This window comes from Butyricicoccus sp., assembly GCF_977037065.1.
Window position 1 is genome coordinate 1 of sequence record NZ_CDRQNY010000030.1, and the last position, 13,835, is coordinate 13,835.

Consider the following 13,835-nt stretch of genomic DNA (forward strand, 5'->3'; position numbering starts at 1 on the left):
CGCATAATTGAACAAGAGTGATTTGCGAGTAAATTTTGCGTACTGACGAGGCACAGTTTTGCGGTAATACTTGATGTATTACCGTGAAACTTCGGCAGCGCGGACGGAACTCGCGCAAGGAACCGAAACCAAAGTCAGGTCACAAAATTTCCGCAAACCACTGCAGTCTTAATTGTGCGGTGTTGCCTTAGGTTTCCAATCAACGTTGTTGTGTGCATTATTTGGAGGTGAACGAAATATGGTAAAAGAAAACATGAGCAAGGTTCAAAAACTGACCGTTTCTGCTATGGTGATGGCACTTTACGTTGTTGTGCTGTACTTTACGCAGAGCTTCTCTTTCGGTGCGTACCAGATCCGCATTGCAACGGCTCTGTATGCGCTCGCTTACCTGTTTCCGTTCCTGGTTTTGCCGCTTGGTTTCGCTAATTTCATTGCCAACTTTCTGTTTGGCGGACTCGGTCTGCTGGACTGGTTCGGAGGCTGCTTCGTCGGTATCATCGTTACCGCGATCATCGTGCTCATCCGCCGCAAGGGATGGAGCCGCTGGCTGATGATCCTTCCGATCATCCTTGTGCCCGGTCTCGGCGTATCGAGCTATCTGAGCTATCTGCTGCACGTTCCGTATTCTGTACTTGCCACCAGCCTGTGCATCGGTCAGTCCGTACCTGCGGTCTGCGGTGTCGTTCTGGTGAACGTACTGCAGCGCGCACTGTATCCCAAGGCAACTAAGGCTAGTTAATGTAAGGAGAATGCAACCATGACCGGAAGAAATAAAGAAGAACTGAACGGCGTTACGCTGCTGGGCAGCCAGAAGAACAAGTATCCCTCGGACTACGCGCCCGAAATGCTGGAGACTTTCCCGAACAAGCATCCGGACAACGACTATTTTGTCAAGTTCAACTGCCCGGAGTTCACCAGCCTGTGCCCGATGACCGGCCAGCCGGACTTTGCTACCATTTATATCTCCTATGTGCCCGGCGAGCGCATGGTAGAGAGCAAGTCGCTCAAGCTGTATCTGTTCAGCTTCCGCAACCACGGCGATTTTCACGAGGACTGCGTAAACATCATTATGAAGGACCTCATCCGCCTGATGGAGCCCAAGTACATCGAGGTCTGGGGTAAATTCACGCCGCGCGGCGGCATCTCCATCGACCCGTACTGCAACTACGGCAAGCCCGGCACCCGCTGGGAGGAGGTCGCGTTCGACCGCCTTTCCCACCACGACCTGTATCCGGAGAAGGTGGACAACCGATGAGCGAAAAGGCTATGGTCCTGTGCAGCGGCGGCGTGGACAGCACAACCTGTCTTGCGCTTGCCATCGAGAAGCGCGGCAAGGAGAATGTGTGCGCGCTGTCCATTTACTACGGTCAGAAGCACGTTAAGGAGATCCAGGCTGCAAAGGCGGTTCTCGAATACTACGGCATCGAGGGCACGTCTCTCGACCTGACGCCGGTGTTCGCGTACAGCGACTGCTCGCTGCTTTCCCACTCGACCGAGGACATCCCCGAGGAATCCTACGCCGAGCAGCTGGCGCAGCGCGGCGGCAAGTCGGTTACGACCTATGTGCCGTTCCGCAACGGTCTGTTCCTGTCGGCAGCGGCCAGCGTTGCGCTGTCCAAGAACTGCAGCGTGATTTACTACGGTGCACATCACGACGATGCCGCCGGCAATGCCTATCCCGACTGCAGCGAGGAATTCGTAAATGCGATGAACCACTCCATCGTACTCGGCTCGGGCGGTGATGTCCGCATCGAGGCTCCGTTCGTGCGTTGGAACAAGGCGCAGATCGTTGCCGAAGGTCTGCGGCTGCAGGTTCCTTATCAGCTGACGTGGAGCTGCTACGAGGGCGGCGACAAGCCGTGCGGCAAGTGCGGCACCTGCCTGGACCGCATCCGCGCGTTCGAGGCCAACGGCGTGACCGACCCCGCAATGAGGTAAAACAAAAGACTGCTGTTTCATCGGAGACAGCAGTCTTTTTCTGTCCATCTTGACTTTTTCCTATAAGAATGCTATGATTATAGCCGTTAACCTTATTTTGAGGAGTCCATGCTATGATTTATCTCGATTATGCCGCCCATGCACCCGCTGACCCCGTGGTACTGGAGCGATTCTGCGATATGGAACGCCGGTTCCCGGCCAACCCGAACTCGGTACACATGGCGGGCAAGACCGCCCGTGAGGAAATGGCGCGTGTCACCGAGCAGATCGCGGCGCTGACCGGCGCGTCCCCTGCCGAAATCATCTTTACCTCGGGTGCGACCGAGGCGAACAACCTCGCCATCAAGGGCATCGCACAGGCGTCACGGCATATCGGCAAGCATATCATCTCCACACCGCTCGAGCATTCCTCGGTCAGCGGCAGCCTGACCGCCCTGCAGGAGCGCGGCTGGGAGATCGACCTGCTCTCCATCGGTCGGGACGGCACGGTGAACCCGGAGGAAGTCCGTGAACTGCTGCGTCCGGATACCGTTCTCGTTGCCATCTGCGCGGTGGACAGCGAGCTTGGCACCATCCAGCCGGTAAACGAAATCGCGGCGCTGCTGGCTGACCATCCGAACTGCCGTCTGCACGTTGATGCGACACAGGCCATCGGGCGCATCCCGGTGGACTTTTCCGGTATCGACACGCTGAGTTTTGCGCCGCACAAGTTCGGCGGCATCTGCGGCAGCGGCGTGCTGCTCAAGCGCAGCCGTATGCCGCTCGAGCCGCAGATGAACGGCGGCGCGAGTACGACGCTGTACCGCAGCGGCACGCCTGCACTCGGTCTGGCGGCTTCGGCGGCGCTGGCACTGCAGTTGGCATGCGATGAGCGCGAGAGCCGCTGTGCGGTCGTTCAACGCCACAGTGCGCGGCTGCGGAAAGCCCTTGCGGCCTATCCGGCGGTGCATATCAACAGTCCGGAGCACGCCGTGCCGCACATCCTCAATCTGAGCATCAAGAATGTGAAAGGCACCGTATTTCAGCGCGCGCTGTCCGAAAAAGGCGTGTGCGTGTCTGTCAAATCCGCCTGCTCGGCAGACGGACTTCCCTCTCGGGCGGTGTTCGCCGTCAGCCGTGATCGCAGAAACGCACTGTCCTCATGGCGCATCAGTCTGAGCCACCTCACCACGGATGCGGAAATCGACGAATTTCTGTCCGTTTTCGACGCGTGCTATCACGAGTTAGTCAAGTAATACAGGGAGCATCATTATGAAACGAGATTTACAGCCTCACGAGCTGATCGAGCGCAGTATCATCAAAAAATTCCGCAAGACCATCTGGAACCCGTTTACACTGGCGGTTCGACAGTATCAGCTGATTCAGCCGGGTGACAAGATTGCCGTGTGCATCTCCGGCGGCAAGGATTCCATGCTGATGGCCAAGCTGATGCAGCTGCTCCAGCGGTACAGCGAGGTGCCGTTCGAGGTGGTTTTCCTCGTTATGGACCCCGGCTACAACGAGATCAACCGCAATAAAATTGAGAGCAACGCCGCACTGCTGCATATCCCGATCACCGTGTTCGAGACTGACGTTTTCGCGGTCGCCAACAACAGCGAGAAAAACCCGTGCTACCTGTGTGCGCGCATGCGCCGCGGCTATCTGTACAGCAAGGCGCAGGAGCTTGGCTGCAACAAGATCGCACTCGGTCACCACTTCAACGATGTTATCGAAACCACCGTCATGAGCATGTTTTATGGCTCGCAGATGCAGGCCATGCTGCCCAAGCTGCACAGCACCAACTTTGCAGGCATGGAGCTGATTCGTCCGCTGTACTGCATCCATGAGGAGGATATTCTCGCGTGGAAGCAGTATAACGACCTCGAATTTATTCAGTGCGCGTGCCGCTTCACCGAAAACTGCACGATGTGCGACAACGGCGGCGGTGGTTCCAAGCGGCAGGAGGTCAAGATTCTGCTGCGCCGTCTGCGCCGCGACAACCCGAACATCGAGCGCAGCATTTTCAACAGTATTCACTCGATAAATCTGGACATGATGCCCGGTTACAAGTCCGGCGGCATGCTCCACTCGTTCCTCGATGATTACGACGAACGCGGAAAGAAAAGCGAATAGTGTTCAGCCGTCCGTGCGCTGCACGGACGGCTTTTCTCTGCCCGAAAGGTCAAAATGCAGCGGTTCGGACACGCCGTGCAGATGTACAGCCAAGCCATCCCCCGTTACGGTGATATGATCGAGCAACGCGCTGTAAACTGTTTCACTGTACAGCTTTTTCCGTAAAACTGTACAGAATTTCTGTCTTTCGGTGCGTGTGAGATCCGGTATCGCGCGCAAGGTCTGCCGCAATACCATCTCTATGTCGATTGGCAAATCCTGTGTAATTTGCTTCATGCAGTCCAGCAAAATCCGATTTCCAACTGCCGGAGCGGCACACGTTGCCATGCCGTGCTGCACCCGTTTCCCGCACACCCATCGCAGACCGCCGTCCGCCTGTGCGCCTCTGCGCGGCACAAACCGGTTGCCGCACCGTCCGCAGACCACTTTTCCGGAGCACCAGTACCGCGCGGAGGGTCGGCTGCCGGCTTTGCGGTTTGCCTGCCGGCGGTCGAGTTCCCGCCGCACAGCCTCGAACATCGAGCGCGGCACAATCGCCTCGTGATGATCCCGCAGATAGACCTGCGGTGACTGCCCCTCATTTTTCACCTTGCGATGATCGAGAAAATCCGGCGTGCAGCTTTTGCGCTGCAGAAGATCGCCGCAGTATTTCTCGCCCCGGAGCAGCCGCAGCACCATCGTAGACGACCACGATTTTCCTTTTCCGCTTGGCGGCGGGATGCCCTCGGCGGTCAGCTCCCGTGCGATGATGTAAGTGCCTTTGCCGTCCATCAAGAAACGGCGGTACACCTCGCGGACGACTGCCGCCTGCTCAGGCTTCACTATCAATTTCCCACCCCGCAGGGAAAACCCGTAGATATTATCGCATCCGAACACCACACCGCGCTCCATCGAGCGCTGCTGCCCCCACTTAACGCGCTCAGAGATTTTGCGGCTCTCCTCCTGCGCTACGCTTGCCATTATGGTAAGCCGGAATTCACCGTCATTCTGGCGGGTGTCGATATGATCTCCAATGAATACAATACCGACTCCTTGACGGCGCAGCAGCCTCGTGTACGCGAGCGTGTCAACCGTATTTCGGGCAAAGCGTGAGACCTCTTTGGTTAAAATCAGGTCAATTTTCTCTTCTGCGGCCGCTGCCAGCATGCGCCGAAAGGCAGGCCGGTCGGACGAGGTGCCGGACAGACCCTCGTCCGCATAAACCTCCACAAGCTCCCAGTCCGGCTGACGGCTGATGTACTCCGAAAAATATCGCCGCTGATTCTCCAGCGAGTTTCTCTGGTCCTCCTGCGAGGTGGAAACGCGGCAATAGGCGGCCACGCGCAGCATGTCAGCGGCCTGCGCACAGCAGCTCGAGCACCAGCTCCAGACGCTCGGGCGGCAGCACACCTTCCGCGTGCAAAGCGCGGAGCAGACCCTCGATCATGCCGCGCGAAACAGCAGCCTGCTCCTGTTCAGTCAGTTTCATGGCTATCCCTCCTTCGCTTGCAGTCTATGCGAAGGCAAACCCGTTTATGCGCCAAACCGCTAACGCCTTCCCTACCTGCGAGGGAGCACTTCAGCTCGCGATGGAGCAAACTGCGTTCACGCTGCAAAATGCACGCTGTCTGGTGATTGGTGCCGGACGGATCGGCATGCTTCTTGCACGCAAATTGTACGCTCTCGATGCACAGGTTACAGTTTCCGCACGCTGCACGCGTGATTTCGCACGCATCGCCGCTGCAGGACTGCACGCACTGGATACACGCAGGCTTGCCGGTCACCTTGCCGGTTTTGACCTGATTTTCAACACCGTACCCGCTCCGATCCTGACAACCGAGGTACTATCCGACATGAAACCGCCCTGCTTCATCATTGATCTTGCATCTCTGCCGGGCGGTGTTGCCGCCGATACCCTGCTTCCGGATGGCTGTCGCGTGCTGCACGCACTGTCTCTTCCGGGCAAGGTAGCACCGCTCAGCGCTGCACGCGCGGTATTCGATACCGCGGACACCATTCTGCACGAGGAGGGCATCTTATGAGCAAACTCCGCATTGGCTTTGTACTGACCGGTTCGTTCTGTACCTTTGCCAAGGTCATGCCGGTTATACAAGCACTCATCGAGCGCGGCGACACGGTCACGCCGATTCTGTCCGACAGCGCCGGCACACTCGACACCCGCTTTGGCACAGCCGCGCACTGGCGTCAGGAGCTGACCGCACTCACCGGCGTCTCCCCTATCGACAGCATTGTTTCCGCCGAGCCGATTGGACCGAAGGCGCTGTTTGATATACTGATCGTTGCGCCGTGCACGGGCAATACACTCGCCAGACTGGCGCACGGTCTGACGGACACGCCCGCGACCATGGCGGTCAAAAGCCATCTGCGCGGAGAACGTCCGGTCGTGCTGGCGGTCTCCACCAATGACGGTCTGTCCGGCAGCGCCGCAAATCTCGGCACGCTGCTGAATCGCCGGCATTACTATTTCGTGCCGCTCCGGCAGGATGCGCCGCACAGCAAGCCGCGCTCGCTTGTCGCAGATATGACGCTGATTCCCGCTGCCATTGACGCAGCCATGAACGGCAGACAACTTCAGCCCATCCTGCTTGCACCCAGCGTATAAAAAAAACGCAAAGCTGACACTGAATCGTGACAAGTAATTATTGTGCCGCAAAGAACGGTGTGACCGTGAAAGTCACGCCGTTTTTTCTATGATCCCGGGCTCTGCCGATACGGAGATTGCCACTTCGTCCATGAAATTGAATCAGTTTACTTTTGATAAACAGCAAAAATCAACCGCCCCTTCCTTTCGGAAATGGGCGGTTGTCTTTGCGTTTGTGCTCCTTGCACACCTGAATCCGCCGACTATCCGTAATACGGCTGCATTCGTTCCTTATCACGGTTAAGCCAGCATTCTGCAGGACTTTTCTTATGATTCTTTGCCTTCCGGCTCCTTGCCGGTGGCAAATGTGATCGCACGGCTGCAGTTGGTAATCTGCACATTGTGCAATGCGCCGCCGAACTCGCCGTCCAGTGTCCACGTCACCTCGTCATCGGACGAAAAACTGATTTTTGACGTGCGGAAGTACGCGAAGCGGTTAGATTCGACATTATGCGTCAGCAGGTCATTCGCCAGCCACTGCAGCTCCATCGGATTCTCGACCGGGTAAATGAGCAGCACCTCGTACAGTCCGTCATCCAGCGCCACGCCATCCGGCCGGATGGTCTTGAAGCCGCCGACCGACACCGTGTTTGTCACCATACCGTAGATGAAATCGTCCTCTATCTGCGTTTCCGCGCTGTTCACGCGGATGTGGTAGGTTTTGATGTTGGTCAGCGCCTTAATGCCCTCGATAATATACGCAGCACGCCCGAAAATGTTCTTGGTCTGCTGCGGTGTCTCGTAAGAGACCTCGGTAAACGCGCCGAACGCCGCAACATAGTTAAAATAGCGATCGTTGAAGCGGCCGATGTCCAGCGCCTGCAGCGTATCGCCTGCCGCAATAACCGCCGCCTCAGCGGGCACCTTGGAAATGCCCAGACTGAACGCGAAGTCGTTTGTCGTACCGGCAGGCACATAACCGAGAACCGGACGGGTCTCCGCCTGCATAAGACCGGTAATCACCTCGTTCAGCGTACCGTCACCGCCTGCACACACAATGCGATCGAACTCGCCCGCACGCTCCCGTGCAACACGCGTTGCATCCTGCGCACCCTGCGTGATATAAATCGTCACATCATATCCTGCCTGTTGAAATGCGGTCACACAGTCGATGATCTTTCCGCTCATTGCACCGCGTCCCGCATGCGGATTGAGTATCCACAGCATTCTCTTCATGTTTCATCACCTTCCGGTTTTGTTCATAAATAAAATGTAGTATCGACGCAGCCGCGCCGCATCGCTATTCTCAATCCATCAATCATTCACTCTTTTATCCCAAGTATACTATCTATATACTAACTATATTATTATATATCTCAGGAGAGCAAATTGCAAACAGCATTTGCATAAGCCACCGGATCATCCACCGGCATACCCTCGATGAGCAGCGCCTGCGTATACAGGATATCCGCATAGGTGCTTACCTTATCCGAGCCTTCCGCCTGCAGCGCACACAGCTTCTTAAAGATCGGGTGCTCGGCATTCAGCTCCAGAACACGCTCGGCGTGTACGCTCTGACCGCCGTTGACAGCAGCCTGCTGGTTGAGCACCTTCTCCATCTCGAGCGTTACCGGGCCTTCGGCACGCAGGCAGCACGGATGGCTCTTGAGGCGGCTGGTCAGCTCGACCTTCTTAACCTTGCCCTCGAGCACCTTGCCGAGTGCTTCGAGGACATCCTTGTTGTCCTCACTCAGCTTTTTGATCTCTTCCTTCTCGTCCTCGCTGTCCAGACCGAGGTCTGCATCCGCGATGGACTTGAATTCCTTATCGTTGTACTTAGCGAGCATCTTGACGCAGAACTCATCAATGCTGTCATCCATACACAGCACCTCGTAGCCCTTGTCGGACAGCGTTTCCATAACCGGCAGCAGCTTGATCTTGTCGATGGTCTCGCCGCAAGCATAGTAGATATACTTCTGGTCTTCCTTCATGCGGGAAGCGTACTCCGCGAGCGATACCAGCTTGTCCTCCGTGGAGGAATGGTACATCAGCAGATCCTGCAGCAGCTCCTTGTGCGCGCCGTACTCAACATAAGCGCCGTACTTGATCTGACGGCCGAACGCTGCCCAGAACTTCTCATAATCCTCGCGCTTGTCCTTCTGCATCTTGAGCAGCTCGCTCTTGATCTTCTTCTCAAGGCTCTGCGCAATGGCCTTCAAATGGCGGTCGTGCTGCAGCATCTCACGGGAGATGTTGAGCGACAGATCTGCCGTATCGACCATACCGTGTACAAAGCTGAAATGATCGGGCAGCAGATCCGCGCACTTGTCCATGATGAGCACGCCGTTGGAATACAGCTGCAGACCCTTCTCATAATCCTTGGTGTAGTAGTCCATCGGCGCGTGAGACGGGATGAACAGCATTGCCGTGTACGTTACCGCGCCTTCCACACTGGAATGGATGTGGCACAGCGGCGGCTGATAATCGTAGAACTTCTGCGTATAGAAGCTGTTGTAATCCTCGTCCTTCAGCTCCTTCTTGGACTTCTTCCAGATCGGAACCATGGAATTGAGGGTCTCATTCTCGGTGTACTCCTCCCACTCCGGCTTGTAGTCGTCACCTGCATCCGCCGGCTTCTCCTTCATGCGGGAGCGCGTCATATCCATCTTGATCGGGTAGCGAATGTAATCGGAATACTTCTTTACCAGACCCTGAATGCGGTACGGCTCGAGAAATTCATCGTAATTCTCGTTCTCCGTATTGTCCTTGATGGTCAGTACGATCTTCGTGCCGTTTTCTGCCTTTTCGCACGGTGCAACCGTGTAGCCGTCCGCACCGTCGGACTCCCAGCGGTTGGCCTCATCGCTGCCTGCCGCACGGGATACGACCTCAACATGCTTTGCAACCATAAAGGCCGCATAGAAGCCAACGCCGAACTGGCCGATGATGTCGATGTCGTCTTGCTTTTCATTTTCGTTCTTGAACGCCAGCGAACCGGAATGCGCGATCGTACCGAGGTTGTTCTCCATTTCCTCGGCAGTCATGCCGCAGCCGTGGTCCTCGATGATAAAGCGGCGGTTTGCCTTGTCGAGCGTCAGCTCGATCGGCAGACTGTCGCGGGTGATACCGGTCTTGCCTTCCTTCATTGCATTATAGTAGAGCTTATCCGTTGCGTCGGATGCGTTGGAGATCAGCTCACGCAGGAAAATCTCCTTGTGCGTATAAATAGAGTTGATCATCAAATCGAGCAGGCGCTTGGATTCTGCCTTAAACTGCTTGGTTGCCATGATTACATACACCTCTGTGTTTGTTGTTCGGTATTAGCACTCTCAATCATCGAGTGCCAACATTGATATAATAAGCCTATTGCGCCAAAAAATCAAGTAGGGTTTGTAAAATTCATGGTTTGTTCAAAATCGAAATCGAGAATTGGATATGCCCGAACCATGCAGGCGGTTCACCCTATTCGGGCGGAGAATTTTTCCGTGAACCACGGCGGGGAGTGCCGCTGCGCGCGGCAGGCGCACAAGAGGGTAGACACCAAGGTTTCCACCCTCTTGTGAATCACCCCTTTCCTTTGGAGACAGCTTGGGAGCAGATGGTAGACTGCGTAAGCGTAGAAAAAAGGAGAACGGCAGTCGGGTTACCGCTCAATCTCTTTCTCCGCCTTTTCGCAGTTCACAGACAGCGTACTGCTACACAGACGGTTCACCTTGTGCCGCGCTTGCGTAGACCCTAATTAGATGTAGCCGTATGCTATCTGAACCGTGAAAAGGTGCTATACCATGCAGAAGAAAAAATCCTCTGCCGTTCTCTTTTTCGGAGCGGTCTCCTCTCTACCGTTACCACCGTGCTATACTACTAAGGGAAACGGGTGTTCAAAGAGGGTAGCACTCATTAAATCCGCGCACGGCGCGGGAAAAAGGTTTAGCAGCCTACGGGCAAACCGTAGGTGTCTACCCTTTTTGTCCCCTGCCGTGGACACGGCAAACGTCCCCACCGCCGCAGCGGCGGAATCCTCGCCCGGAAATGGCGAACCACCTTCGCAGTTCGGGCACACCGGAAAACCTGTGCCTGCGACCGGTGCAGCCCGGATAGGACGAACTGTCTGCGCGATAGAACGCTCCCTATCCATTCTCAATTTTGACACACCCCCTTCCCTATGCTATACTAAAGGGAAGAAAACAATTTTGGAGTGATCGCATGGTACATCTTGGCAACGATTGGGACGAGATCCTTGCCGGTGAGTTTGAGCAGGATTATTACAAGCGCATTCGCTACTGGCTGAAAAAGGAATACGCCGAACAGACCATCTATCCGGCGGCAGAGAACATCTTTAACGCTCTGCGGTACACGCCGTATTCCAAGGTCAAGGCCGTCATTCTCGGGCAGGACCCGTATCACGGTCCCGGACAGGCGCACGGACTTTGCTTTTCGGTTCAGCCGGGTGTTCAGCCGCCTCCGAGCCTGCAGAACATCTTCAAGGAGCTGCAGAGTGATCTCGGCATTGTACCTCCCAAGGACGGCACGCTCACCAAGTGGGCGGAGCGCGGTGTGCTCATGCTGAACACGACTCTGACCGTACGCCGTGGGCAGGCGAACAGCCATAAAAACCTCGGCTGGACGACCTTCACCGACCATATAATCGAAAAGCTGAACGAGCATGAGCAGCCGATCGTCTTTCTGCTCTGGGGCGGCAATGCCCGCAGCAAAAAGAAACTCATCACTGCACCGCAGCACCTTGTGCTCGAAAGCGTGCATCCCTCTCCTCTGTCGGCGTACAATGGCTTTTTCGGCTGCAAGCACTTCTCCAAATGCAATGCGTTTCTCGAAGCGCATGGCATCGACCCTATTGACTGGGATCTTACCCATTAAACAGTATGTTTCCGCACCATTTTTCCGGGTGCGGAAATTTTTTGACTTTTTTCAAAATTCCTATTGACAAATGGGAATTTCGGTTGTATATTTAATTCATACAAAACACATATGAATAAAGTGAATTTAGGAGCGTGATCTCAATGACGATCCGGCGAATGTGTCGATGTTGCATCGACTGAGTTTTCCCATCATTCCTTACTAACATCACATTCTAATTTTTCTTAATTTTGAAAGGCGGTTTATCCCATGTCTGATATTAAAAAGAGCTTCTCCGATCTGATCGGCAACACCCCACTGTATGCGGCTGAAAAGTTTGCAGCTAAGGCTGGCGCTAACGCACAGATTCTCGCAAAGCTGGAGTACTTTAATCCGGCCGGTTCCGTTAAGGATCGTATCGCAAACGCTATGATCAACGAGGCTGAGAAGTCCGGCGCGCTCAAGCCGGGCGCAACCATTATCGAGCCGACCTCCGGCAACACCGGCATCGGTCTGGCAGCAGTTGCAGCTTCCCGCGGCTACCGCATCATCCTCACCATGCCGGAAACCATGAGCGTTGAACGCCGCAACATGCTGAAGGCTTACGGCGCTGAGCTGGTTCTGACCGAAGGCACAAAGGGCATGTCCGGTGCGATCGCAAAGGCAAACGAGCTCGCTAAGGAGACCCCGAACAGCTTCATCCCGGGTCAGTTCGTAAACCCGGCAAACCCGGCTGCACACTACGCAACCACTGGCCCCGAGATCTGGGAGCAGTCCGGTCACAAGGTTGACATCTTCGTTGCAGGCGTAGGCACCGGCGGCACCGTAACCGGCACCGGCAAGTACCTGAAGGATCAGAACCCGAATGTCAAGGTAGTTGCTGTTGAGCCGGATACCTCCCCGGTACTGTCCACCGGCAAGGGCGGCCCGCATAAGATTCAGGGTATCGGCGCCGGCTTCGTTCCGGATGTACTCGATACCAAGGTTTACGACGAAGTTATTCGTGTAGCAAACGAGGATGCATTTGAAACCTCTCGCCAGTTCGCTCACAGCGAGGGTCTGTTCGTAGGTATTTCCTCCGGTGCTGCTCTGTGGGCTGCTGTTGAGCTGTCCAAGCGTCCGGAGAACGCCGGCAAGGTTATCGTAGCTCTGCTGCCTGATACCGGTGACCGTTACCTGTCCACCCCGCTGGTTTCTGAGTAATTTTAATTCTCAAATCCTGCAATTCTCTCCAAAAATCCATTCATCTCCACATTCATCTCCAAATGTATAAAAAAGACACCTCTGCATAGCGGAGGTGTCTTTTTTATGGAAAATGAACGTAACGTTTCTCCAGTTTCCGCCCATGGATTTAACAACGAAAAAACACCCTGCGAAAGCAGGATGGTTTCAGTCTGTCGATAAAGTCAATCTATCGTTTTTACCTTTCGTGCGGCAGCACGCATAAAATAGAATTTGCACAGCAAATTCATAATTCCCGGGGGCATGGTCCAGACCACCCTCTCTTGCCGCTATGCGGCAATTCACCTTGTGTACCTCGGGAATTATACAAGGGACGAAAAATTGTGCCTGTAGGGCGCGGCTTTTCGTCAAGATTCGATTGAAAGCGTGGTTTCAATCGAGAGGCTGCTCGAAAAACGGAGTTTTTCGACAGCCTCAAACCACCCTGCGAAAGCAGGGTGGTTTCGTTATACCTTGGAATAATAAATCGCAGTAACCGCACCGTCCTCGATGGAGGGATAGCAATGCCGGTAGGTACTGCCGGTGCTCGTCGGTGCATTCAGTTGATGGTATGGCTGGCTGACGTCGATAGCTACGCAATCTGCGGCCGCCGGAATGCTCACTGTACCCTCACCGTCTGCGAAGGTGAATACGCCGTTCGTGTACGTTACCGTGCGGTCAATCGCGCGTTTGCCGCTCAGCGAAACGTAGGTAACGCCGCCGATTCGTTGGAAATCCGTATACTCCATCAGACCGGTATACGTCACCGAAGGATCATAGTTCTCGATCACAACATCGCAGTAATTCTGCGTGCCGATACACAGATTGACCAGATCGCCGCGGCTCTGATACACAGCGCCGCTGCCCTGCACGGTCAAATGCGTTGCCCGATAGAGCATCACCGCCATCTCCGCACGCGTTACCTTGGAAAGCGGATTGATCTTTCCTTTCGAGCCGCCGATCACCTTAGCACCGACCAGTGCACTGACCGAAGGCTTCGCGTAATTGGAAATCCTGCTCGCATCCGAGAAGCTGCTCACCGAACCGGTGCCCAGTTTGAGCGCCGTGCGGTCAATCGTGCGTTTGAGGAACACCATTGCGTCCTGACGGGTCATGCTCTGCTGCGGCT

Annotated in this window: 14 protein-coding genes; 9 read left to right on the plus strand and 5 right to left on the minus strand. The window is 55.3% G+C overall.

Going from position 1 to position 13,835, the window contains the following annotated elements; translation table 11 throughout:
* Positions 1 to 238: 238 nt before the first annotated feature.
* The 5 genes from ACWVX6_RS09380 (at position 239) to ACWVX6_RS09400 (ending at position 4,050) form a co-directional block, all read left to right on the plus strand.
* A complete protein-coding gene (locus tag ACWVX6_RS09380) occupies positions 239 to 739 on the plus strand; it encodes a QueT transporter family protein (RefSeq protein ID WP_199677276.1) in 501 nt (166 codons plus the stop codon).
* Between the two features lie 18 nt (positions 740 to 757).
* Complete coding sequence (gene queF, locus ACWVX6_RS09385) at positions 758 to 1,255, plus strand: preQ(1) synthase (RefSeq protein ID WP_270385423.1); 498 nt, start codon at positions 758 to 760, stop codon at positions 1,253 to 1,255.
* Positions 1,252 to 1,938, plus strand: a complete 687-nt coding sequence (queC, locus tag ACWVX6_RS09390; protein WP_455152991.1) for a 7-cyano-7-deazaguanine synthase QueC — start codon at positions 1,252 to 1,254, stop codon at positions 1,936 to 1,938. The genes queF and queC overlap by 4 nt, the downstream gene beginning before the upstream one ends.
* A 113-nt stretch (positions 1,939 to 2,051) precedes the next feature.
* Positions 2,052 to 3,173, plus strand: coding sequence for a cysteine desulfurase family protein (locus ACWVX6_RS09395; protein ID WP_455152992.1), 1,122 nt, complete (start codon positions 2,052 to 2,054; stop codon positions 3,171 to 3,173).
* A 16-nt stretch (positions 3,174 to 3,189) separates the two neighbouring features.
* Positions 3,190 to 4,050 carry a tRNA 2-thiocytidine biosynthesis TtcA family protein gene (locus tag ACWVX6_RS09400; protein WP_455152993.1) on the plus strand — a complete coding sequence of 287 codons (861 nt, stop codon included), beginning with the start codon at positions 3,190 to 3,192 and terminating at the stop codon, positions 4,048 to 4,050.
* A 3-nt stretch (positions 4,051 to 4,053) separates the two neighbouring features.
* Here the strand turns inward: ACWVX6_RS09400 and ACWVX6_RS09405 are convergent, their stop codons facing one another.
* A complete protein-coding gene (locus ACWVX6_RS09405; protein WP_455152994.1) occupies positions 4,054 to 5,379 on the minus strand; it encodes a recombinase family protein in 1,326 nt (441 codons plus the stop codon).
* Between the two features lies 1 nt (position 5,380).
* The gene (locus tag ACWVX6_RS09410) at positions 5,381 to 5,518 is read right to left on the minus strand and encodes a hypothetical protein (RefSeq protein ID WP_158574396.1); all 138 of its coding nucleotides are present in this window, start codon (positions 5,516 to 5,518) and stop codon (positions 5,381 to 5,383) included.
* Positions 5,519 to 5,618: 100 nt separating this feature from the next.
* On the opposite strand from ACWVX6_RS09410, the gene ACWVX6_RS09415 reads away from it, so the two are divergent.
* Positions 5,619 to 6,071 carry an NAD(P)-dependent oxidoreductase gene (locus ACWVX6_RS09415; RefSeq protein ID WP_158580194.1) on the plus strand — a complete coding sequence of 151 codons (453 nt, stop codon included), beginning with the start codon at positions 5,619 to 5,621 and terminating at the stop codon, positions 6,069 to 6,071.
* Positions 6,068 to 6,652, plus strand: coding sequence for a dipicolinate synthase subunit B (locus tag ACWVX6_RS09420; protein WP_118760577.1), 585 nt, complete (start codon positions 6,068 to 6,070; stop codon positions 6,650 to 6,652). The genes ACWVX6_RS09415 and ACWVX6_RS09420 overlap by 4 nt, the downstream gene beginning before the upstream one ends.
* Before the next feature lie 306 nt (positions 6,653 to 6,958).
* On the opposite strand, the gene ACWVX6_RS09425 is transcribed toward ACWVX6_RS09420, so the two are convergent.
* Both ACWVX6_RS09425 and htpG read right to left on the minus strand, forming a co-directional pair.
* Complete coding sequence (locus tag ACWVX6_RS09425; protein WP_118760576.1) at positions 6,959 to 7,867, minus strand: diacylglycerol/lipid kinase family protein; 909 nt, start codon at positions 7,865 to 7,867, stop codon at positions 6,959 to 6,961.
* A 140-nt stretch (positions 7,868 to 8,007) separates the two neighbouring features.
* Positions 8,008 to 9,918 carry a molecular chaperone HtpG gene (htpG, locus tag ACWVX6_RS09430; RefSeq protein ID WP_118760575.1) on the minus strand — a complete coding sequence of 637 codons (1,911 nt, stop codon included), beginning with the start codon at positions 9,916 to 9,918 and terminating at the stop codon, positions 8,008 to 8,010.
* A 916-nt stretch (positions 9,919 to 10,834) separates the two neighbouring features.
* Here htpG and ung point away from each other — a divergent pair.
* Together ung and cysK are read left to right on the plus strand one after the other, a co-directional pair.
* Positions 10,835 to 11,506 carry a uracil-DNA glycosylase gene (ung, locus tag ACWVX6_RS09435; RefSeq protein WP_117751594.1) on the plus strand — a complete coding sequence of 224 codons (672 nt, stop codon included), beginning with the start codon at positions 10,835 to 10,837 and terminating at the stop codon, positions 11,504 to 11,506.
* Positions 11,507 to 11,755: 249 nt separating this feature from the next.
* Entirely contained in the window at positions 11,756 to 12,688 is a 933-nt protein-coding gene (gene cysK / locus ACWVX6_RS09440; protein WP_455152995.1) for a cysteine synthase A, read from the plus strand.
* A gap of 485 nt (positions 12,689 to 13,173) precedes the next feature.
* Here cysK and ACWVX6_RS09445 read toward each other — a convergent pair.
* On the minus strand, positions 13,174 to 13,835 hold a 662-nt coding region (locus ACWVX6_RS09445), incomplete at its 5' end, for an S-layer homology domain-containing protein (RefSeq protein WP_455152996.1).